The following is a 22155-nucleotide window of genomic DNA, read 5'->3' on the forward strand; positions in this document are numbered from 1 at the left end:
TCCCATCAATAAGGAAAAAGAGCATGCACACTTCGGTCAACGCGCTGTTTGGCGCCCTCTGGCAGGATTATCTGAAGATGACCCCCAGCGCCCTCGACATCCACGCCCTGCTGGGCGGTGGCAGGCCCATCATCAACGATCACGTGGCCTTTCGTACCTTCCGCCATCCCAGGCTGGGGCTCGACAAGCTGGCCGCCCACTTCCTGGCGCTGGGCTATGAGCAGAAGGGCGAATACCATTTCGAGGCCAAAAAGCTCTACGCCCGCCATTACGAGCATCCCACCGACGCCACCGCGCCCAAGGTGTTTATCAGCGAATTGCTGCTGGAACAGTGCTCCCCCGGGTTGCAGCGCATCGTGGCCGGCCTGATCGACCAGGTGGACGAGGGCCTGCCCGCCCAGACCGGTTTCCTTTATTCCGGCGCGCCCTGGAAAGTCTCTTATCACGACTACAAGACCCTGCTGGAAGAAAGCGAATACGCGGCCTGGCTGGCGGCCTACGGCTTTCGGGCCAACCACTTTACCGTCAGCGTCAACGAGCTGGAGGAGTACGACAGCCTGGAAGAGGTGAACAGCGCGCTCAAGAACGCGGGCTTCCGGCTCAATGCCGTGGGCGGCGAGATCAAGGGCTCGCCCGAGGTGCTGCTGGAACAGTCCTCCACCATGGCCGACACCGCCATCGTCGAGTTCAGCGACGGCAAGGCCGAGTTGCCGAGCTGCTTCTACGAGTTCGCCCTGCGCTATCCCCAACCCGACGGCAAGCTCTACTCCGGCTTTGTCGCCGCCTCGGCGGACAAGATTTTCGAAAGTACCAACGTCAAGGGATAACAGCGGGAATACCCGCGGCTTGCCGACAACAACAAGTGCCCCCGGCCGGCATGAACCGGCCTCCTGCGGGGATGGCGCCTGGCGCCATCCCCGTCTTTTTAGAAACTGAGCTGCAGCTCGGCCCACCATTGCCGTCCCGGCTCCGCAATCCGTCCGGTCTGCGGATTGGCCCCGGCCATGTCGATTTCCTGCTTGTTGATGAATTCGCTGTAGTCCTTGTCGAACAGATTGTCGATGCCGGTGGCCAGCGTGAATTGGGGTGTGATTTTCCAGCCGGCGTTGAGGGAGAAGACGGTAAAGCCGGCGGACGGTCCCTGGTCCTGGCCGACAATATTGCCCTGGCCCTCGGCAAAGCGGTGCTGGGCGGCGACGTTGCGCATCAGCAGGGCCAGCTCCTGGCTGCCGTTGTCGTAGCCCAGGCGGGTGTTCAGCTCGAGCGGCGGAGTCTGGCCCAGGGGAAGATCGTCGCTGGTATTCTGGCCATGGGTATAGGCCAGGCTGGATTCGATGGACCAGTCGGGGCTGAACTGCCAGCGGATTTCCGCCTCGCCGCCCAGGCGACGAGCATCGATATTGCGGGCCAGGGCGTGATCCCGGTTGTCGACCAGAATAAAGTCGTCCACCCGACCGGCGAACAGCGACAGAGAGCCGCTCAGCTGGTCCTGACGATAGAGCAGGCCGGCATCGAGCTGGCGGTTGGTTTCGGTATTCAGGGCGCCGTTGCGGTTGCGTTCCCAGAAATCCGGCGCCCGCTCGGCCTGGCCGTAGCCGGCGTACCAGGTCCAGGCTTGCTGGCGGTGTTCCAAGCGTACAAAGCCGGCGTGCAACCGGTAATCCTGCTCCTTGAGGGGGTTATCGATGGCGAGCGGCTCGAAGCGGGCCCGGGTATGATCGAGGCGCAGGCCGCCGATCAACTGCTGCTTGTCGTTCAGTTGCCAGTGGTCCTCCACGAAGACGCCGAGGTTGTCGAAGGACTGGGTATCCCGGTAGGGCTGGTCGCGATAGCGGTCAGCGGCGGCGGCCGTCATGCCCATGGCCATGCGCGAGCGGTGGTCGTCCTGCATCCAGTCGACTCCCAGTTGGGTATGGTGAGCGCCCAGGTTCAGCTCCGCCAGCAGCCGGGCGGTGTCGGTGGTTCGCTCGGGGTTCATGGCTTTGTACATGCCGCTGACCGGACGCAGGCTGTAATTGTCCATCACATGGTCGATCAGGCTGTGGCCGTATTGCAGTTGCACCTTGCCAAGCCAGGGGGTAATGGCCTGGCGCTCCAGCCTGAGGCCCCAGGCATCCCGGTCGAACTGGCTGCCGTCCAGCGCCCGGTCGGCATAGGCGGCCTCGCCCCGGCTGCGATCGTAGGACAGCTCCAGCAGGCTCAGTTCGTCCGGGGTCAGCCCCAGTTGCAGGCTCTGGCTGCGCTTGTCGTAGGCCGAGTGCACCCGCTCGCCGCTTCCATCCCGATAATCGTCGGCCTGGTTGTGGTTGGCGTTGAGGCGCAGGTATCCCAGCTCGTTGCCCGCATCCAGCCCGGCGAAGGCATCCAGGCGGTCGGCGCTGCCACCGGTCAGGCCGCCGTCCAGGCTGAGTGCTCCTTCGCCGTAATAGCGCGGGTGGCGCAAAAACTGTACCGAGCCGGCCACCAGGCCGGGTCCCTGGGTGACCGTCTGCGGCCCCTTGGTGATCACCACCTCGTCATAGGCGCGGGGAAAGATATAGGCGGTGGGTGGATCCATGCGTCCGCCGCAGCCACCGAGCACATAGCTGTTGTCGCTGGTAATGGCGAGCCGGGAGCCGCCCAGGCCGCGGAACAGCGGGTCGCCCGCCATGCCGCCTTTACGGGTGATGTTCATGTTGGGCACGGTTTTCAGCAGGCCGGTGCCGTCGGCCGCCGGAATGGGCTGCACCGGCGATTGGGGATCCAGGCTCAGCCGGTTGGGGTGGACCAGTGGCGAGGCGGTGATGATGATGCTGGTGGCGGTGCTGATCGGCGGCTCGCTCTGCTCGGCGCGTACGCCGTTAAGGGCAAGCAGGGGTAGGGCGAGGGGAACGAGATAAGCCTGTTTCATGGGGTTGCCGTAGGTTCTGATCGGTGGAAAGACGGGTAAAAAGAAGGCCGCCGCCGGGCAAGCACCGGCGGCGGCCCCGGTCACGACTGAGCAAGCGAGGGCGCGACCACGGGCCAGACTCTACGGCCGCCGGGCCGGCGCGACAATGCGGCATATTGTCGCAGGGTAGGGTTTGATGTCGGTCAAGACGGGCGGGCGCCGGGCGGGCATAATGGTCCATTTCGAGGGAATGGGATGGAAACCGACAAGGCCGCCGGCCCCCTGTTCAGCAAGCTGCCCTTTGTGCAGACCATGCGCTGGCTGTTCTGGCTGGCGCTGACAATATCCCTGTGGCTTACCGATCATTTCCTGCTGCCGGTGCTCGGCCCCGAGCTGTGGCGGGTGCTGCTGGCGCTGGGCCTGGTCAACGGCGTGACCACCTGGCTGTGCCGGCGCTGCCCCGGGTGGCGCGGCTGGGGCGTGGCCGGCCTGCTGTTCGATATTCTGGCGCTGACCCTGGTGGTGGCCTTCAGCGGAGGGGTGATGAACCCGGTGGCCTCCCTTTATCTCTTTCCCTTGCTGATTGCCGCCCTCACTTGTCGGGCCCGCGTTGCCTGGCTGCTGGTGGCCGTTGCCACCGCCTGCTATCTGTCGCTGTTCCGCTGGTACCGGCCGCTGACGGCGGACGGCCACCCTCATCAGGGGGCGGGCGAGCCGCTGTTCAACCTGCACCTGGTGGGCATGTGGCTGACCTTCGGCCTGTCGGCGGTGCTGATTACGGCGGCGGTGTCCTGGTTGATCCGCCGCCTGGCCGACAAGGAACGGCAGTTGCGCCAGGCCTACCAGAACCAGCAACAACAGGAGCGCTTTTTGCTGCTGGGCATGGAATCCGCCTCGGTCGCCCACCAGCTGTCGACCCCGCTCAATAACCTGTTTTTGCTGGCCGAAGAGTTGGAGCAGGAGCCGGCCCTGTCTGCCGAGGGAAAGGCTCATCTGGACACCCTTCAGCGGCAACTGCTGCTGTGCCGGGACGTTCTCTGGCAGCTCAAGCACAGGGCCGAGGCCCCCGCCGGGCCGGTGTGGCTGTTCGACAGCCTGCGTGGCTACCTGGCGCGCTGGAACAACCTCAGGCCGGACGTCCATTGTCAGTGGTACGACGAGGGGCTGAGGCAGGATTATCGGGTGTGGCTGGACGAACCCTTCTGGGCGGCCCTGCTCAATATTCTGGACAATGCCGCCGATGCGGGCGAAAACCGGGTGGAGCTTTACACCACCGTGATCGACGGCCGGCTGCTGGATATCGGCATCCATAACCGTCAGGGCCACCTGAGCGAGGAGCAGTTGCGCCGGGCCGGGCTCAACCAGCAGGAGTCGGCCAAGCCGGCGGGGCTGGGAATGGGCGTGTGGCTGGCCCATGCCACCTTCTCCCGGCTGGATGGCAGCCTGACCCTGCGCAATCACGCCGAGGGCGGCGTTTACGCCCGCATCCGCCTGCCCCTGCGCCTGGCCGGCGAGGGCAGCCCTTGCCCTGTATCGACGGGAGGCGCCGATGCGGCATTTTCTGCTGGTGGATGACAATGCCACTTTCGCCACCCTGCTCGGGCGCAGCTTTGCCCGCCGGCAACTGGCGCTGTCCTGGGCCGAAACCGGCGAGCGCGCCCTGGCCTGCCACCCGGCGCCCGAAGGCATCATCCTGGATCTCAACCTGGGCGAGGAAAGCGGCCTGCAATTGTTGCCGGCCCTGTGCCGGCGTTTTCCCGGGGTGCCGGTGCTGGTACTCACCGGTTATGCCAGCATCAGCACGGCGGTGACCGCGGTCAAGCTGGGGGCCACCCAGTATCTGCCCAAGCCGGCGGACGTGGACACCATTCTTGCCGCCTTCGAGGCGCCCGACATTCCGGTGGCCCCGCCGCCGGAGGAGCTGGTTGCCTTTCGGCCATCGGTGCGCAAGCAGTCCTGGGAATATGTGCAGTTTGTGCTTCAGCAGCATGAGGGCAATATTTCCGCCGCCGCCCGGGCGCTCGGCATGCACCGGCGGACCCTGCAGCGAATGTTGCAAAAAAAGCCCGCCCCCCGGTAAAGTCCGGGGTGTCATCCATCCATCCAAGGAAGCGCAAGCAATGAAACTGGCATTTATCGGACTGGGGGTCATGGGTTTTCCCATGGCCGGACACCTGCGGCAGGCGGGCCATGAGGTGTGCGTGTATAACCGCAGCCCGCAAAAGGCGGCCGACTGGGTGGCGCGTTTTGGCGGCTCCCGCGCCGACACCCCCGCCGAGGCGGCCCAAGGCGCCGACCTGGTGATGCTGTGCGTGGGCAACGACGACGACGTGCGCGCCGTGGTGTATGGCGAGCAGGGCGCCCTGGCCGGAATGAAGGCGGGCGCCCTGCTCATCGACCACACCACCACCTCGGCGGAGCTGGCGGAGGAGCTGGCCGGCAAGGCCGCCGAGCGCGGCGCGCGCTTTATCGACGCCCCCGTTTCCGGCGGCCAGCTGGGGGCTGAAAACGGTGCCCTGACGGTGATGATTGGCGGCGCCGAGGCGGACGTGGCCGAGGCCGCGCCGGTGCTTGCCGCCTACGGCAAAAAGGTGACCCGGCTGGGCCCGGTGGGATCGGGCCAGCGCTGCAAGATGGTCAACCAGATCTGTGTCATCGGCGCCGTGCAGGGGATCGCCGAGGGCCTGATGATCGCCAAAAAGGCCGGGCTCGACATTGCCACCCTGATCGAGGTGCTGGCCGGGGGGGCGGCCCAGAGCTGGCAGTTGCAAAACCGGGCCCAGACCATGGCCGAGGGCAAGTTCGACTTTGGGTTTGCCGCCCAGTGGATGCACAAGGACCTGGGTATCTGCCTGGATGAAGCCAGGCGCCAGGGGCTGACCCTGCCGCTGACCGAGCAGGTGCACCAGGTCTACGAGGCATTGCTGGCCGAAGGCCTTGGCCGCTGTGATTCCACCGTGGTGATCAAGGCGCTGGAGTCCTGACATGGGCCGCCTGCTGCTGGTGCTGGGAGACCAGCTCAGCACCGGGCTCGACCTGCTGCGCGAGGCGGATCCCCGCCAGGATACCCTGCTGATGGCGGAGGTGGCGGAGGAAGCCCATCAGGTGGTGCACCACCGCCAGAAGCTGGTGATGTTTTTCAGCGCCATGCGCCACTTTGCCGCGCGCCTGGCCGCCCAGGGCTGGCGGGTGCGTTATGTTCGTTACCGCCAGGGGCTGGCGAGCCTGCCGGCGGCCATCGCCCAGGCACTGGCGGAAGAGCCGGCAACGGCGCTGTGGTGGACCCGGCCCGGCGACTTTCGCCTGGCCCGGGCGCTGGCCGCCTTTGGCGAACACCTGCCGGTGCGCCAGTTCGAGGACAACCGTTTTATCGCGCCGTCCGGGTTCTTTGCCCGCTGGGCCGGCGGCCGCCGCCAGTGGCGGATGGAGTATTTCTACCGGGAGCTGCGCCGCCATACCGGCCTGCTGATGGAGCAGGGCCGGCCGGTGGGCGGGCGCTGGAATTACGACACGGACAACCGCAAGCCCTGGCGGGGCGAGCCGGCACCGCCGGTATGGACGCCGCCGGCCACCGATGCCCTGACCCGGGAAGTGCTGGCGGAGGTGGCGGAGGATTTTGCCGACGGCTTCGGTGAGTTGGCCTCCTTCGACTGGCCGGTGACGCCCGAGCAGGCCGAGGCCTGGCTGGAGCGGTTCCTGGCCGAGGGGCTGCCCGGGTTTGGCGATTATCAGGATGCCATGGCCGAAGGGCAGCCGTTTTTATTCCATTCCCGGCTGGCGGCGGCCCTCAACCTGGGGTTGCTGTCGCCGCTGGCGGTGTGCCAGCGGGCGGAGCAGGCCTGGCGCGAGGGACGCTGCCCGCTCAATGCCGCCGAGGGCTTCATCCGCCAGATCCTCGGCTGGCGTGAATATGTGCATGGCTTTTATCACTGGCAGGGGCCCGGTTATGGCCGGCTCAACCACTTCGGCGCCAGCCGGCCGCTGCCCTCCTGGTACTGGAGCGGCGCCACCCGGATGCGCTGCCTGAGCCAGGCGATAGGGCAGATCCGCCGCTTTGCCTACGGCCACCACATCCAGCGGCTGATGCTGACCGGCAACTTTGCGCTGCTGGCCGGGCTGGCGCCGGAGCAAGTGAATGCCTGGTATCTGGGAGTCTATGCCGACGCCCTGGAATGGGTGCAGTTGCCCAATACCCACGGCATGGCGCTGTTTGCCGACGGCGGCCTGCTGGCCAGCAAGCCCTACGCGGCCGCAGGCGCCTATATCCAGCGGATGTCCGATCACTGCCGGCACTGTCCTTACCAGGTGCGCCGGCAAACGGGCCCCGGTGCCTGCCCTTTCAACAGTCTTTACTGGCACTTCATGGCCCGCCACCGGGACCGGCTGGAAGGCGTTGGGCGGCTCGCCTTGGTGTATGCCAACTGGGATCGCAAGACACCCGCCGATCGCCAGGCCATCCTCGATTGGGGGGAGCGGCTGCTGGGCTCGCTGGAACGGCTGTAGCCGCCACGACCCGCGGCAGAAGCTGGCCGCCGGCGGTCTGGGGGCTATTGGCGGCACCGCGCCGGCTCGGCTATGCTGAGGGCGTCTCGGGCCTGGCCCGGGCCTCTCCTTGCGGTTATGTGATGTTTTCCGCAGTTTACGCACAAAACAACGGCACTCGATGCGGGGCGCCAAGACAAAGGCTTTGCTTGAGCCCGAAATTTGAATAGAGTGGGCAACCGCTTAATGCCAAGTGAGAAAGGATACCCTATGAACAAGACTCAGCTTGTCGATGCAATCGCCGCCAAGGCGGATCTGAGCAAGGCTCAGGCCAAGGCAGCCCTGGAAGAAGTACTCAACGGTATCACTCAGAGCCTGAAAGAAGGTGATCCGGTTCAGCTGGTCGGCTTTGGCACCTTCAAGGTGAATCATCGCGCCGCCCGCACCGGCCGCAACCCGCAAACCGGCCAGGAAATCCAGATTGCAGCGGCAAACGTGCCCGCCTTCGTGGCTGGCAAGGCGCTGAAAGACGCGATTAAATAAGCTTCCCCCCCAAACCCGGCGCCGCCGGGTTTTTTTCATCTCTTCTTGCTCCTTTGATCCCCTGGTTGTTATAACTGAGACAGGCTTGCCGCCCGTGGAGGATGTTATGGAAATGAACGCAATTCGCCAGGTCGCGATTCCCTGGGCGGGTGCCCGGGGGCTGGCCACTGGACTGATGCTGACCGAGCTGCACCAGGATGTATGGAGCGGCAGCCTGGAGCTGGCCATGGGCATTCCCACCAATATCGACACCCCGCCGCAGGTGGTTTATTGGCTCAGTTTTGGCCACCTGTTCGGTTATCGGGTGCTGGAAGGGGCGGACGTGCTCGATTTTCTCCATGACGAGGGCGACACCGACTGCCAAATCCAGTTGATTACCCCGTCGCGTTTCCTGACCTGGTTCCACCAGGAAACCCAGGGCTCGCACCTGGAAGAGGATATCCAGCACTATCGCATTGCCAGCTGGGATTTTTGCGTCGATATACTGGCGGCCCAGCCGCCGGACGTCTGTATCAAAAAGGAGTGATATGAACGGTTTTATCCTGGTCGCCCACGGCAGCCGCCGGGCGGCCGCCAACGACGAAATCGCCGCCTTTGCCACCTCCCTGGCCGAAGGCCTGGGCGACAGGTATGCGGTGGTCGGCCATGGTTTCTGGGAGCTGGCCGAGCCCAGCCTGGAGCAGGCCATCGATGCCCAGGTGGCGGCCGGCGCCACCGACATCCGGCTGTTTCCCTATTTCCTGGCCCAGGGCAAGCATGTGGTGAAGGACCTGCCCTCGGTGCTGGAGCAGAAGCGGGAGCAGTATCCGCAACTGAGCATCACCCTGCTGCCCCACCTGGGCGCCCTGCCCGGGTTTGCCGACTGGCTGGGTCGGCAGCTGTAAACCGCCGCCAAGGCGCAAAAAAAGAGGGGCCTATCCGGCCCCTCGGTATTATCCTTCCAGCTTACGCCTGCTGTTCCCGCTCGATGGCGCGCCAGGCGATGTCGTTGCGGTAGAAGACGCCATCCCATTCGATCTGGCGGGTTACCCCATAGGCGTTGGCCTGGGCCTCGGTCACCGTATGGCCCAGGGCGGTGGCGCACAGCACCCGGCCGCCGGAGGTGACCAGTTCGCCGTCCTTGAACTTGGTGCCGGCGTGGAACACCTTGGTGCTCTCGGTTTCGGCGGGGATGCCGGTGATGACGTCGCCCTGGCGATAGTGGCCCGGGTAGCCGCCCGCCGCCAGTACCACGCCCACCGAGGCGCGCGGGTCGAACTCGGCGGTCACTTGGTCCAGCTCACCCCTGCAGCCGGCCAGGCACAGCTCCACCAGATCCGACTGCAGGCGCAGCATGATCGGCTGGGTTTCCGGGTCGCCGAAGCGGCAGTTGAACTCGATCACCTTGGGCTGGCCGCTCTGGTCGATCATCAGGCCGGCGTAGAGGAAGCCCTTGTAGACGTGGCCTTCTTCCGCCATGCCGCGCACCGTGGGCATGATCACCTGCGCCATGATGCGGTCGTGGATTTCGGGCGTGACCACGGGGGCGGGGCTGTAGGCGCCCATGCCGCCGGTGTTGGGGCCGGTGTCGCCGTCGCCGACGCGCTTGTGATCCTGGCTGGTGGCCATGGGCAGCACATGCTCGCCGTCCACCATCACGATAAAGGAGGCTTCCTCGCCGTCGAGGAATTCCTCAATCACCACCCGGCTGCCGGCGTCACCGAAGGCATTGCCGGCCAGCATGTCGCGGACCGCCGCCTCGGCCTCTTCCAGGGTCATGGCGACGATCACGCCCTTGCCCGCGGCCAGGCCGTCGGCCTTGACCACGATGGGCGCGCCTGTTTCGCGCAGATACTCCAGCGCCGGCTCCACCTGGGTGAAGTTCCGGTAGTCGGCGGTGGGAATGCGGTGCCGGGCAAGGAAGTCCTTGGTGAAGGCCTTGGAGCCTTCGAGCTGGGCGGCGGCGGCGCTGGGGCCGAAGATGGCCAGGCCTTCGGCCTCGAAGGCGTCGACCACGCCGGCCACCAGCGGGGCCTCGGGGCCCACTATGGTCAGGCCGATCTGTTCCTGCAGGGCGAAGGCCAGCAGATCCTTGATGTCGGTGGCGGAGATGGCCACGTTGGTGAGGCTGGGCTCGAGCTCGGTGCCGGCGTTGCCGGGGGCCACGAATACCTGGCTTACCTTGGGAGACTGGGCGGCTTTCCAGGCCAGGGCGTGTTCACGACCGCCACCGCCGATAACCAATACCTTCATGGTCTGTTCCTTAAACTGTTAAAACGAAACCTGTGGACACTGAGGGTAGACCAAAGGGGCGGCCCCGACAGCATTCGGGGCTGCCGGGGAAGGGGCTTGCAGGCGGCTGCATCGGTCGGCAAGAGGGATGGGGTGACCTCTAAGCCGACCGTTGGCGCCAGGGATGGCGCCGCCGAGCCCCCAGGGGCGAGCTTGCTCGCTGGCACCAAGCTTTTTGCCTGACCGAACTTCCAGTGAAAGTTCGCAGCAGGCAAAAAGCGCCGGTGGCAACGATAACGGCGAGTCGGCGTGAGGTTGCCCCATCCCGACCGTCGCCGCTTTCCGCAACCGCCTCCCACTGGCCCCTGTCAGTGCCGGAAATGGCGCATGCCGGTAAACACCATGGCCATGCCGTGCTCGTCGGCGGCCTGGATCACTTCTTCGTCGCGCATGGAGCCGCCGGGCTGGATCACACAGCTGATGCCGGCGGCGGCGGCGGCGTCGATGCCGTCACGGAAGGGGAAGAAGGCGTCGGAGGCCATCACGGATCCTTCCACCTGCAGGCCTTCGTCGGCGGCCTTGATGCCGGCGATCTTGGCGGAGTACACCCGGCTCATCTGGCCGGCGCCCACACCTATGGTCTGGCCGCCCTTGGCGTAGACGATGGCGTTGGACTTGACGAACTTGGCCACTTTCCAGCAGAACAGCAGGTCTTTCAGCTCGGCTTCGGTGGGCTGGCGCTTGGAAACCACCTTGAGGTCGGCCAGGTCCACCATGCCCTGATCCCGGTCCTGCACCAGAATGCCGCCGTTGACGCGCTTGATGTCGAGGCCCTGAGTGCGGCTGTTCCACTGGCCGCATTCCAGCAGGCGCACGTTCTTCTTGTCGGCCACGGCGGCTTTCGCCTCGGCGCTGATGGACGGGGCGATGATCACTTCCACGAACTGGCGATCGATAATGGCGCGGGCGGTGGCCTCGTCCAGCTCGCGGTTGAAGGCGATGATGCCGCCAAAAGCGGAAGTGGGGTCGGTCTGGTAGGCGCGATCGTAGGCTTCCAGCAGATCCTTGCCCAGGGCCACACCGCAGGGGTTGGCGTGCTTCACAATCACACAGGCCGGCTCATCGAATTCCTTCACGCACTCAAGAGCTGCGTCGGTGTCGGCGATGTTGTTGTAGGACAGTTCCTTGCCCTGCAACTGGATGGCGGTGGCCACGGACGCCTCATCCACGTTGTTTTCCACATAGAAGGCGGCGCTCTGGTGGCTGTTTTCGCCGTAGCGCAGATCCTGCTTCTTGGTGAACTGGTAGTTGACGGTGCGCGGGAATTTCGAGCCCTCGGCGGCCTCGTGGTAGGCCGGCACCAGGGTGCCGAAGTAGTTGGCGATCATGCCGTCGTACTGGGCGGTGTGTTCGAAGGCGGCGATGGCGAGATCAAAGCGGGTGGCCTGGGTCAGGCTGTTGCCGTTGGCGTCCAGCTCGGCCAGCAGGCGGTCGTAGTCGCCGGCGTTGACCACTATGGCCACATCGTTGTGGTTCTTGGCCGCGGCGCGCACCATGGTGGGGCCGCCGATGTCGATGTTCTCGATGGCGTCTTCCAGGGTGCAGTCAGGCCTGGCCACGGTGTTGGCAAAGGGGTAGAGGTTGACCACCACCATGTCGATGGGCGCTATGCCGTGCTCGGCCATGATGGCATCGTCCTGGCCGCGGCGACCGAGGATGCCGCCGTGCACCTTGGGGTGCAGGGTCTTGACCCGACCGTCCATCATTTCCGGAAAACCGGTATAGTCGGACACTTCGGTTACGGCCAGGCCCTGGTCGGCCAGCAGGCGGGCGGTGCCGCCGGTGGACAGCAGCTCTACGCCGCGGGCCTGCAGGCCACGGGCGAAGTCGACGATACCTTGTTTGTCGGACACACTCAGCAGAGCACGGCGAATGGGTCGGGCAGTTTCCATTATGTTCTCGTTCCTTTAACGATCAATCGGGGGGTTTGGTAAAATCGGCGCTGCCGCCGGCTTTACCAAACCGCCTGGCGTGCCAGAACGGAGGCGGCATATTCTACTGTATTTTGTGGTGTCTTGTTTGACTATTTGCTTTGGTGTCAAGAGGTTTTATGTGTAACAAAACCCGGGTGGGAACAAGGGAGTAAGGGATGTTTCGGATCGGTGAACTGGCCAGGCAGTTCGGCATCAAGGCCGACACCCTGCGTTTTTACGAGAAGGAAGGGTTGCTCAGCCCCAGCCTGCGTACCGCCGCCGGCTATCGGCTGTACAGCGAGGAAGACCGCAACCGGCTGCATTTTATTTTGCGCTGTAAGCGGGTCGGGTTTTCCCTGAAGGATATCGACGAACTGCTGTCGCTGCGGATCAGCCGTTGCGAGGTCGCTTGCCGGGAGGTGAAGGCGGTGGCCGATGCCAAGCTGGCGGACGTGGAGGAGCGGATCCGCGAGCTGGAGCAGTTCCGGCACTCGCTCAGGCTGTTGTCGGACGCCTGCTGCGGCGGCTCGGAAAGCGCCGAGCACTGCTCCATCCTCGAGGCACTGGACGGTAGGCTGCCGAACACCGAGAATAACGCCCGTTAACGCCCCCTGAAATGGCCGCCTGTCGCGGCCTGTCTTTGTGTGCCCCGCTCTCATGGGGCAGCCGTGCCGCCTGTGTTCCTGTTTGGCGCTATTATCCGAGCGCCCACGGGCGCCTGCTTTCATCTGTTTATCACGGGAGACGTCCATGCGACACCACCTGGGCTGGGGACTGAGCGTGACTCAGTGGTTTGTTTTTCTGTTGGCCAACGCCCTGGCCCTGCCGATAGTGCTGGGCCAGGCCTTTGGCCTGACCACGGCCGAGGTGGCCGGGCTGATGCAGCGCACCCTGTTGCTGGTGGGCCTGAGTTCGGGCCTGCAGGCCTGGCTGGGCCACCGTTATCCCATCGCCGACGGCCCTGCCGGATCCTGGGCCATCGTCTTTGTGGTCATGGCCTATATCGGCCGGGAGCAGGGACTGGACAGCCCGGATACCCTGCGCCTGCTGTCGGGCGGGGTGCTGGTGGCGGGCGTTATCATGCTGGTGCTGGGGCTGGCCGGCCAGGTGCACCGGTTGTTGTTTTTGTTCACCCCCCTGGTGACCGGCTGTTTCATCCTGCTGCTGGTGATCCAGCTGTCCGGTGTGTTTGTACGCGGCATGGTCACGGATCCGGCCACCGGCGCCATGAGCCTGCCGGTGCTGCTGATTGGCCTGCTGGTGTTCCTCGGGGTGCTGCTGTGCTCCTTCAGCCGCCACAACCTGCTGCGTACCTATGCGGTGCTGGTGGGCATCGGCGCCGGCTGGCTGGCCTTTGTCCTGTTCGGGCTCGCTCAGCCCGCCGGGGCCGCCCCGGCGTCCGGCCTGCAGTGGCCCGAGTTGTTCGCCTGGGGCGCGCCCCGGCTGGATGCGGGCATGCTGGTGGTGGCGGTGCTGTTTTCGCTATTGCTGTTTTCCAACCAGATAGCGGCAGTTACCGCGGTATCGGCGGTGGTGCGCGAGCGCGATGCCGACGGCAACCGGGTGATCAACCGCAGCAGCGCGGCGTCCGGGATCAGCCACCTGCTGGCGGGCGCCGGGGCCACCATAGCGGTGGTACCCTTGCCGGTGACCGCCGGTTTTATCCAGCTGAGCGGCGACGACCGGCGTGCGCCCTTTCTGCTGGCCTGCGGTTTGCTGGCGCTGGTGTCGCTGTTCCCTGCGGCGCTGGGGGTGCTGTCGCTGCTGCCGGCGCCGGTGGCCAATGCCGCCCTGCTGGCGACCTTTATCAAGCTGGTGAGCCTGGCGTTCCAGTTGCTGACCCGCAAGGCCATGGACAACAGGGCCAGCACCATTGTCGGTGTGGCCCTGCTGCTGGGGGTGGGATGTATGTTCCTGCCGCCGGAGCTGTACCGACACTGGCCCGGCCTGGCCCAGTACCTGCTGGGCAACGGCCTGCTTACCGGCACCCTGCTGGCGTTGGCGATGGAACAGCTGTGGCCGAAAGGGAAGGGGCATTAATCAAGCAAGAGAGGGACGGGTTGCCCCGGATAAACCGGGGCCTGCAGAATTCCAGTCCCCGGCTTTTTACCGCACCACCAGCACGGCGCACTTGGCGTGGCGCACCACTTTGGAGGAGTTGGAGCCGAGCAGGTAGGTCTCGGCTCCCGGCCGGGAGGCGGGCATGATGATAAGGTCTGCCTCGTGCTTTTTGGCCCGCGCCAGTATGGTGTCGTACACCACGCCATGGCGAATCCACAGCCGGCCCCGGTGCTCGGCGGGGATCTGGGCCTGCATGAAGTCCGCCATCTGTTGTTCCACCGCCTGGTCCAGTTTGCTGATAAGCTCCCGGGAATACAGCGGCGCCGCCGCGTGGTGAATGCGTGCCGAGTTGACGTAGAGCAGGTTGATCCTGCCCTCCGGGTGGCAGAGCCGCAGCGCCGCCTCCACCACCTTGTCGTACAGTTCCTGGTGTTCGAAATCCAGGGGCAAGAGTATTTGCTTGAACATGAATCGTTATCCCATCAGCTTGTTGGGCAGCCAGGTGACCAGTTCCGGCACCAGCATGCACAGGATCAGCACGCCCAGCTTGAGCAGCACGAACGGCAGAATCGACTTGTAGATATCCATCATGGTCACCCCGGGAGGCGCTATGCCCTTGAGGTAGAACAGGGCAAAGCCGTAGGGCGGGGTCTGTACCGCTATCTCGATGTTGAGGATCATCAGGATGCCGAACCAGATGGGATCATAGCCCAGGCTCACCGCGATGGGGGTGAACAGGGGGGCGCAGATCAGCACGATGATCATCTCGTCGATGATAAAGCCGAGCAGCAGCATCACCACCTGCATCATCATGATGATGACGATGGGCGGCAGATCCAGGCCGGCGGCAAAGTCGGCCACCATGCCCTGTACCCCCATCAGCAGGTGGAAATTGCTGAACACAGAGGCACCCAGCACTATCCAGATGGCCACGCTGACCAGCAGCGCGGTTTCGATGCCGGAGCGTTTCATCATGCTGAGCTTGAAGCGTTTGTACATCAGCGCCAGCAACAGGGCGCCGACCACGCCGATGGCGCCGGACTCGGTGGGAGTGGCGATGCCGCTGATGATGCTGCCCAGCACCACCACGATAAGCAGCAGTGCCATAAAGCCGTCGCGCAGGGTGATAAAGCGCTCGCGGGCATCCTTGGGCACGTCCAGGGCATGGCCCATGGGGGCCCGGCTGGGATTGAGCCGGCAGGAGATCACCACGTACAGCACCAGCACGGTAATGGAGATCAGCGCCGGCACCAGGGCGGCGACGAACATCTTGCCCACCGAGGTCTGGGTGGTGGAGCTGAACAGTATCATGGGGATGCTGGGCGGGATCAGTATCCCCAGGCCGCCGCCGGCCATGATCACCCCGAGCGCCAGCTTCTTGTCGTAGCCGCGCTCCAGCATGGGGCGCAGGGCGATGCTGCCCGAGGTCATGATACCGGCGCCGATGATGCCCACCATGGCGCCGATCATGGAGCAGACGCCGATCACGCTGATGGCGAGCGAGCCGCGGATACGACCGATGATCAGCTGGCTGGCCTTGAACATGGCATCGCCGATGCCGGAACGGGTCAGCAACTGGCCCATGTAGATGTAGAGCGGTATGGCCAGCAGTACAAAGCTGAACAGGGTACTCTCTATGGTGGTGGGCACTATGTTGAAAATGCCCTCGCCCCAGGTGGCATAGCCGAGCAGCATGGCCACGCCGCCGAGCGCCAGGCCCACCTGGGCCCCCATTACAAAGGAAATCAGCACGCCCACCAGCAGCAGGGCGGTAATCAGTTCAATACTCATTATTCTTCGTCCTCTGACAGCAGGGACTCACCGGTGATCAGCTGCCAGCCGTCTTTGAGCATGTCGGCGGACAGTTGCAGCAAGAACAAAAGGGCGGCGGCGGTGACCATGACCCAGAAGTGGCCGATGGACGGACCCCACTCGGACTGGCGGGTATAGCCGAAATCGATGGCTTCCAGCGCTTTCTCCCAGCTTTTGCTGGCGATAACACACAGGAAAAAGCCGCCCAGGGTGTTGGACACCAGGTCGAACAGGTTCTTCATCCGCTGGGATACCGCCAGGTAGACGATATCCACGTTGATATGGGCCTTTTTCAGCTGGGCATGGGCTCCGCACAGGGCGCCGATGTAGCCGAACAGGAACAGGGAAACGTCATAGGCCCAGAGGGTGGGGCTGTCGAGTACATAGCGGGAGAACACCTCGAAGGCGATGGTTCCCGCCAGTAATGGCAGGGCCAGGGCGATGGTATGGCTGACGGCGGAGACCAGCAGCCCGACCCCTTTGCACCATAAACAAAGCAGTGTTTTCATCATGCATCCGTAGATTGAAAGCAACTGCCCCGCGGTTGCGGGGCAGGTCAGGGATGGGTTACTTGAGCATCTCTACCAGCTGGGCGCTGTATTTATCGGTTTTGCCGTAGTGTTCCCACACCGCCTCGGCGGCCTGGCGCCACTGGGCCTTGTCGGCGTCGGAGGCCTCGGGGCTCCACTGCATGCCGATTTTCTCCATGTCGGCGACCGCTTCCTGCTCCCACTGGGCGGACTTTTCGGCCTGCTGCTCGGCGTGCCACTTGGCGGCGTTGCGCACCACTTCCTTCAGATCGTCCGGCAGCTTGTTCCAGGCGTTCTTGTTCACCAGCACCGGCAGGGCCTGGGCGCTGGATACCGGCAGCGGATACATGTATTTGGCCACTTCGGCGAAGTTGCCGTCGCGGTGGTCGATCAGGTTGGAGCCAATGGTGCCGTCGATCACGCCGGTGGCCAGGCTGGTGTAGGTTTCCCCCCAGGCCAGGTTGACCGGAGAGGCCCCCAGCTCGCGGAAGAAGCGGCCGTAGGCGCCGGGAGCGCGGATTTTCAGGCCCTTGAAGTCTTCGATGGACTCGATTTTCTTCTTGGTGATGACATAGACACCGGGCTGGAAGTAGGGATCCAGCCACACCAGGTTGTGGCGATCATAGGCTTCGGTCAGCACCTCGCCCCAGCCTTTTTCGTGGAACAGGGCGTTCAGGTCTTCCAGGCTGCCGTCGGAGCCCGGCAGGCCCACCTCGACCACGCCGAAGGGAATTTCACCGGCATGCATGGGCTGGAAGGGGGCGGCCATGTCCAGCAGGCCGGACTTGGTGGCACCGATAATACCGGTGGTGTCGACCCCTTCGCCCGCATACAGCATGTTGATCTTTATGCGGCCGTTGGAGTCGGCTTCGATCTTGTCGGCAAAGGACTGGTAGACGTCGCCGAAGGCGGTGCCGCGGGAGTAAAGGTTGGTGAAGCGCCAGTTGAAATCGGCTGCCATGGCTTCCATGGTGGCCCCCATGCCGGCAACGGCAATCAGGGAGGCGGCGATTTTGGTACGGGCGGAGCTCCATAAACGAGTCATAGTGTTAGTCCCTTGTGTTATCACATTCCATCTCTTTGAGTCGGGCTCAAAGTCTGTTTTGGTCTTTTTGGCCCTTTGGGCACATGCAGTCTGCGATAGGTTAATCTTTGGTTAAATAAAGAATGATGCATGTTTGGTTTGATACGACTCAAACATAAAGCCAAAACCCCACCATGGGGCAGGGGTTTGCACCATGGTGGTGCAAACCCCGCCGTCCGGGCCGGGATTTTGTGATGGGGATCATGGCCGCTGGTTCAGAGCCGGTTGATTTGATTGATGATTAATTGCAGAAACAGCTCCTTCAGCCGGCTCTGGCGGCCGTGGCTGCGGGTAATGGCGGCAATCCCCAGGTAGTGGCTTTTTTGCTCCGGCAGCAGCGCCTTGAGGCGGCCGCTCTCGACCCAGCGGCGGGCAAAGCTTTCGGGCAGGAAACCGACATACTGGCCGGACAGGATCAGTGCCGCCCTCGGCTCGTAGTGATAGGCGCGCCCGGCCAGTTGCATGCCCGCCAGCTGGGCGGTCACCTCCGGATTGGTGTAGATGCCGGGATGAATGAACTTGTAGTCCCCCAGCCGGGCCCGGACCACGTCGTCTTCCGCGTAAAACAGCGGATGGCGGTTGCTGCAATAAAGAAAGCAGCGCACCTGGTAAAGGTGGCGGTAATCCAGCCCTTCCAGGTCCCGGTGGTAGTGCACGAAGCCGATGTCCGCGTCCTCGCTCAGGACCCGCCGCTCGATCTCGCCCATATGGGCCACGTCCACGCTCACACTCACGTCCGGTGCCAGCTCGCCGAGGGCGGCGAACACATCGGCCATGGGAAAGTCGTCTTCCAGCCAGATGTTGTCGCCCGACACGATCTTCAGCTCGCCGGTGAGCTGTTCGTGCAGTTCGTTTACCGTGTAGCGGAACTCCTCCAGCCGGGCGAACAGCCGCTTGGCGGACTCGTAGATCACCATGCCGTCGTCGGTGAGCGCAAAGCCCGAGCGGCCACGCCGGCACAGCTTGAGCTTGAGCCGGTTTTCCAGGTTGGCCATGTGCACGCTGATGGTGGAGCGGCTGATGTTGAGCTCGGTTTCGGCGGCCGAAAAGCCGCCGCACTCCACTACCGTCTTGAACAGTTTCAGCAGGCGAATTTCATAATCACCGATTTGTCCCAGTACGGGTCTGCTCACTTGGTTCAAAGTTTGAGGTTCCTCAATGTGTATGTTGATACGTGATCATTTATAGGACTTTGATCCCAACGCTAACATGGTATCAGACATTGACCCATGTCGGCGCGGTGCCGCTCACAGGAACAGGCGCACCGTACCGCGAGGCCGGCGAGCCCATGCCGGTACAGGGACAGGCCCGCCCGGCGGGCGAGGATGGAATCAACACCGAGGCTTAGCCAATATGAGTATTTCTGCAGTAAACAGCACCCTGGTCCGGGAAAGCGGCTACATCAACGGTCGCTGGTGCCAGGCCGCCAGCGGCGCCACCATTTCCGTATTCAATCCCGCCAACGGCGATATGCTTGGCCGGGTCCCCGACATGGGCGTGGACGACACCAAGGCCGCCATCGACGCGGCCAGCCAGGCCCTGGCGGCCTGGAGCGCGACCGGTCCCAAGGAGCGTGCCCGCCTGTTGCGCAACTGGTTCGATCTCATCATCGAACACAAGGAAGACCTGGCCCGGCTGATGACCCTGGAACAGGGCAAGCCGCTGTTCGAAACCCGGGGCGAGGTGCTCTACGGCGCCTCCTATATCGAGTGGTACGCGGAGGAAGCCAAGCGTGCCTATGGCAAGGTGTTTGCCGCGCCCACCGCCGACAAGCGCGCCCTGAGCATCCAACAGCCCATCGGCGTGGTTGCCGCTATCACCCCCTGGAACTTTCCCAACGCCATGATCACCCGCAAGCTGGCCCCGGCGCTGGCGGCGGGCTGCACCATAGTGGTCAAGCCCTCGGAAGAGACCCCCTTCTCCGCCCTGGCGCTGATGGCCCTGGCCGAGCAGGCCGGCATCCCCGCCGGGGTGATCAACATGATCACCTCCAGTCAGGCGGCGGCGGTGGGCCGGGTGATGACCGACGACAGCCGGGTACGCAAGCTGTCCTTCACCGGCTCTACCCGGGTGGGCAAGCTGCTTTATGGCCAGAGTGCCGACACCGTGAAGAAACTCAGCCTGGAGCTGGGCGGCAACGCGCCCTTCATTGTGTTCGACGACGCCAACCTGGAGGCGGCGGTGGCCGGCGCCGTGATTTCCAAGTTCCGCAATGCCGGCCAGACCTGCGTGTGCGCCAACCGCATCCTGGTACAGGACGGCATTTACGATGCCTTTATTGCCCGCTTTAAGGCGGAAGTGGAAAAGTTCGTGGTGGGCAACGGCCTGGCCGACAACACCACCCTGGGGCCGGTGATCAACCGGGCGGCGATAGAAAAAATTTCCGCCATGGTCGACCGTGCCCAGAGCCAGGGTGCCGAGCTGGTGGTGGGCGGCAAGCCCCATCCGGCCGGCGAGCTGTTCTACAGCCCGACCATACTGGCCGGGGTGACCCAGGACATGGAGATTGCCCAGCAGGAGATCTTCGGCCCGGTGGCGCCGGTGATCCGTTTCAACGACGATGCCGAAGCCATCGCCATCGCCAATAACACCCCCTACGGCCTGGCGGCTTACTTTTATACCGAAAGCCACAGCCGTATCTGGAAACTGGCCGAAGCCCTCGAGTACGGCATGATTGGCATCAACGAAGGCATTCTGTCGAACGAGATCGCCCCCTTCGGCGGGGTCAAGGAGTCTGGCCTGGGGCGTGAAGGTTCCGCCGAAGGCCTGGCGGATTACATGGAAACCAAATACCTGTGCATGGGCGGCATCCGCTGAGCAGGACCGAGGAGAAACCGAAATGAGCAAGAATCAAGCACTGCAGCAACGTAAAGATGCCGTCTTCGCCCGGGGCATGGGCAACATGGCCGCCGTGTATGTGGACAAGGCCAAAAACAACGAAATCTGGGACGTGGAAGGCAAACGTTACATCGACTTTGCCGCCGGCATCGCCGTGGTCAACACCGGCCACAGCCACCCGCGCATCCAGGCCGCCGTGGCCGCCCAGCTGGAGCGCTTCAGCCACACCTGCGCCATGGTCACGCCCTACGAGAGCGTGGTCGAGTTGGCCGAGAAGCTGGTCGAGCTGGCCCCGGGCAACAGCCCCAAGAAAGCTATTTTCGTGACCACCGGCGCCGAGGCGGTGGAAAACGCGGTCAAGATTGCCCGTGCCCATACCAAGCGCAGCGGCGTCATCGCCTTCAACGGCGGTTTCCACGGCCGGACCAACCTGGCCATGGGCCTGACCGGCAAGGTCGCCCCCTACAAGGACGGTTTCGGCCCCTTCCCGGGGGAGATCTACCACCTGCCGTACCCCAACGCCTATCACGGGGTGACCGAGGCCCAGTCGCTCAAGGCGCTGGATGAGCTGTTCCACTGCGACATCGAGCCGGGCCGGGTGGCCGCACTGATCATCGAGCCGGTGCAGGGCGAGGGCGGTTTCTATCAGGCGCCGCCGTCCTTCCTCAAAACGCTGCGCGCCCTGTGCGACCAGCATGGCATAGTGCTGATTTGCGACGAAATTCAGACCGGCTTTGCCCGCACCGGCAAGCTGTTCGCCACCGAATACGCCGGCATAGAGCCGGATCTGATGACCATGGCCAAGGGCATCGCCGGCGGTTTCCCGCTGGCGGGCGTGGTCGGCAAGGCTGACATCATGGACGCCGCCAACCCGGGTGGCCTGGGCGGCACCTATGCGGCTTTCCCCCTGGCCTGCGCCGCCGGCCTGGAAGTGCTGAAGATCATCGAAGAAGAACAGCTGTGTGCCAAGGCCCTGGCCCTGGGCGAGCTGATGAACAAGCGCCTGTCCGAGCTGCAGGCCAAGTATCCCCGCCATATCGGCCAGGTGCGCAACCTGGGCGCCATGGTGGCGATGGAGCTGGTGCACGATGGGGATGTGGACCAGCCCAACCCCGAACTGACCAAGGCGATGGTGGCCAAGGGAATCGAGCATGGCGTGATCCTGTTGTCCTGTGGGGTGCGAGGCAACGTGATCCGTTTCCTGCCGCCGCTGACGTCGCCGCTGGAGGTGGTCAACGAGGGGCTGGATCTGCTGGAGCAAGTGCTGGCGGATCTGATTTGAGTCAGTGAAAACGTCGATGTCATAACCTTTTGGCGGGCCATCTTGGCCCGCTTTTTTGTTTGCCCGGCGAAGCCGGCAAACCCGGCCATCTGAAAGAAGATGGCGTCACCCCGACTGAGGGGAAGACAATCCGACTGGCAAGGGCGCCACTGGCCAACGGTGGGGTCTGAAGGAAGCCATAGGAAGTTAACGGTACACAACGCAAGTGAACCTGCTTCGGCAGCCCAGGTGGGTTAGCGTGCAAAATAGCGCGACGCCCGATACTCAGTCAGACCTGTGCTGTGTTTGAGGGTGGCATCGTTAACAGGGAGCCGGTGCAGTAACCGGGGAAGCCTGACACCGGATCCGGCGATGCCGGAGGCTGTGGCGCAAGGTGAAAGCCGAGGCCGCAGTCGGTGCGAGGTGGCAGATGACGCCGTAGTAGTGAGGAAGTTCCGGCCTGAGATGCCTGGTAACAGCGTGGAGGACAA

Annotated in this window: 20 protein-coding genes; 12 read left to right on the forward strand and 8 right to left on the reverse strand. The window is 64.0% G+C overall.

All coding sequences use genetic code 11. The features are described 5' to 3' along the window. Nucleotides 1-23: 23 nt before the first annotated feature. A complete protein-coding gene (locus C7I36_RS06365) occupies nucleotides 24-827 on the forward strand; it encodes a DUF1338 domain-containing protein (protein ID WP_106452877.1) in 804 nt (267 codons plus the stop codon). A gap of 98 nt (nucleotides 828-925) precedes the next feature. On the opposite strand, the gene C7I36_RS06370 is transcribed toward C7I36_RS06365, so the two are convergent. Then, nucleotides 926-2890 (reverse strand): TonB-dependent copper receptor, encoded by a 1965-nt coding sequence (locus C7I36_RS06370; RefSeq protein WP_106452878.1) that lies wholly within the window; start codon nucleotides 2888-2890, stop codon nucleotides 926-928. A 234-nt stretch (nucleotides 2891-3124) separates the two neighbouring features. Here C7I36_RS06370 and C7I36_RS06375 point away from each other — a divergent pair, with 234 nt between their 5' ends. The 7 genes from C7I36_RS06375 to C7I36_RS06405 all read left to right on the forward strand — a co-directional run bounded on the left by C7I36_RS06375 (nucleotide 3125) and on the right by C7I36_RS06405 (nucleotide 8778). Beyond that, the gene (locus C7I36_RS06375; RefSeq protein ID WP_106452879.1) at nucleotides 3125-4444 is read left to right on the forward strand and encodes a sensor histidine kinase; all 1320 of its coding nucleotides are present in this window, start codon (nucleotides 3125-3127) and stop codon (nucleotides 4442-4444) included. Further along, a complete protein-coding gene (locus C7I36_RS06380; RefSeq protein ID WP_106452880.1) occupies nucleotides 4419-4949 on the forward strand; it encodes a response regulator transcription factor in 531 nt (176 codons plus the stop codon). Before C7I36_RS06375 ends, C7I36_RS06380 begins: the two co-directional genes overlap by 26 nt. Beyond that, nucleotides 4858-5853: an NAD(P)-dependent oxidoreductase gene (locus tag C7I36_RS06385; protein ID WP_106452881.1), complete on the forward strand. Its 996-nt coding sequence runs from the start codon at nucleotides 4858-4860 to the stop codon at nucleotides 5851-5853. Before C7I36_RS06380 ends, C7I36_RS06385 begins: the two co-directional genes overlap by 92 nt. Nucleotide 5854: 1 nt before the next feature. Further along, a complete protein-coding gene (locus tag C7I36_RS06390) occupies nucleotides 5855-7372 on the forward strand; it encodes a cryptochrome/photolyase family protein (RefSeq protein WP_106452882.1) in 1518 nt (505 codons plus the stop codon). Nucleotides 7373-7621: 249 nt separating this feature from the next. Continuing rightward, nucleotides 7622-7894 carry a nucleoid-associated protein HU-alpha gene (hupA, locus tag C7I36_RS06395; protein WP_106452883.1) on the forward strand — a complete coding sequence of 91 codons (273 nt, stop codon included), beginning with the start codon at nucleotides 7622-7624 and terminating at the stop codon, nucleotides 7892-7894. Nucleotides 7895-8000: 106 nt separating this feature from the next. Continuing rightward, complete coding sequence (locus C7I36_RS06400) at nucleotides 8001-8420, forward strand: hypothetical protein (RefSeq protein ID WP_106452884.1); 420 nt, start codon at nucleotides 8001-8003, stop codon at nucleotides 8418-8420. A gap of 1 nt (nucleotide 8421) precedes the next feature. Then, a complete protein-coding gene (locus tag C7I36_RS06405; RefSeq protein ID WP_106452885.1) occupies nucleotides 8422-8778 on the forward strand; it encodes a sirohydrochlorin chelatase in 357 nt (118 codons plus the stop codon). A 61-nt stretch (nucleotides 8779-8839) separates the two neighbouring features. Here C7I36_RS06405 and purD read toward each other — a convergent pair whose 3' ends face one another. Further along, nucleotides 8840-10126, reverse strand: coding sequence for a phosphoribosylamine--glycine ligase (gene purD, locus C7I36_RS06410; RefSeq protein WP_106452886.1), 1287 nt, complete (start codon nucleotides 10124-10126; stop codon nucleotides 8840-8842). Between the two features lie 347 nt (nucleotides 10127-10473). After that, nucleotides 10474-12057: a bifunctional phosphoribosylaminoimidazolecarboxamide formyltransferase/IMP cyclohydrolase gene (gene purH, locus C7I36_RS06415; RefSeq protein ID WP_106452887.1), complete on the reverse strand. Its 1584-nt coding sequence runs from the start codon at nucleotides 12055-12057 to the stop codon at nucleotides 10474-10476. 197 nt (nucleotides 12058-12254) lie between these two features. On the opposite strand from purH, the gene zntR reads away from it, so the two are divergent. Further along, a complete protein-coding gene (gene zntR, locus C7I36_RS06420) occupies nucleotides 12255-12683 on the forward strand; it encodes a Zn(2+)-responsive transcriptional regulator (RefSeq protein WP_106452888.1) in 429 nt (142 codons plus the stop codon). Between the two features lie 145 nt (nucleotides 12684-12828). Beyond that, a complete protein-coding gene (locus tag C7I36_RS06425) occupies nucleotides 12829-14118 on the forward strand; it encodes a purine/pyrimidine permease (RefSeq protein ID WP_106452889.1) in 1290 nt (429 codons plus the stop codon). A 66-nt stretch (nucleotides 14119-14184) separates the two neighbouring features. On the opposite strand, the gene C7I36_RS06430 is transcribed toward C7I36_RS06425, so the two are convergent. From C7I36_RS06430 to C7I36_RS06450, 5 genes are all read right to left on the reverse strand, one after another. Continuing rightward, nucleotides 14185-14607, reverse strand: a complete 423-nt coding sequence (locus tag C7I36_RS06430) for a universal stress protein (protein WP_106452890.1) — start codon at nucleotides 14605-14607, stop codon at nucleotides 14185-14187. Between the two features lie 6 nt (nucleotides 14608-14613). Beyond that, entirely contained in the window at nucleotides 14614-15930 is a 1317-nt protein-coding gene (locus C7I36_RS06435) for a TRAP transporter large permease (protein WP_106452891.1), read from the reverse strand. Next, nucleotides 15930-16460, reverse strand: a complete 531-nt coding sequence (locus C7I36_RS06440) for a TRAP transporter small permease subunit (protein WP_106452892.1) — start codon at nucleotides 16458-16460, stop codon at nucleotides 15930-15932. Before C7I36_RS06440 ends, C7I36_RS06435 begins: the two co-directional genes overlap by 1 nt. 58 nt (nucleotides 16461-16518) lie before the next feature. Beyond that, nucleotides 16519-17526: a TRAP transporter substrate-binding protein gene (locus tag C7I36_RS06445; protein ID WP_106452893.1), complete on the reverse strand. Its 1008-nt coding sequence runs from the start codon at nucleotides 17524-17526 to the stop codon at nucleotides 16519-16521. Between the two features lie 254 nt (nucleotides 17527-17780). Continuing rightward, nucleotides 17781-18698 carry a LysR family transcriptional regulator gene (locus tag C7I36_RS06450; protein ID WP_245880050.1) on the reverse strand — a complete coding sequence of 306 codons (918 nt, stop codon included), beginning with the start codon at nucleotides 18696-18698 and terminating at the stop codon, nucleotides 17781-17783. Between the two features lie 220 nt (nucleotides 18699-18918). Between C7I36_RS06450 and C7I36_RS06455 the strand changes: the two genes are divergently transcribed. After that, a complete protein-coding gene (locus tag C7I36_RS06455; RefSeq protein ID WP_106452895.1) occupies nucleotides 18919-20382 on the forward strand; it encodes an NAD-dependent succinate-semialdehyde dehydrogenase in 1464 nt (487 codons plus the stop codon). A 22-nt stretch (nucleotides 20383-20404) separates the two neighbouring features. Next, nucleotides 20405-21685, forward strand: coding sequence for a 4-aminobutyrate--2-oxoglutarate transaminase (gene gabT / locus C7I36_RS06460; protein WP_106452896.1), 1281 nt, complete (start codon nucleotides 20405-20407; stop codon nucleotides 21683-21685). The last annotated feature ends 470 nt before the right edge of the window (nucleotides 21686-22155 follow it).

The organism is Zobellella taiwanensis (assembly GCF_003012795.1).
In the GTDB taxonomy this organism is placed as follows: Bacteria; Pseudomonadota; Gammaproteobacteria; order Enterobacterales; family Aeromonadaceae; genus Oceanimonas; species Oceanimonas taiwanensis.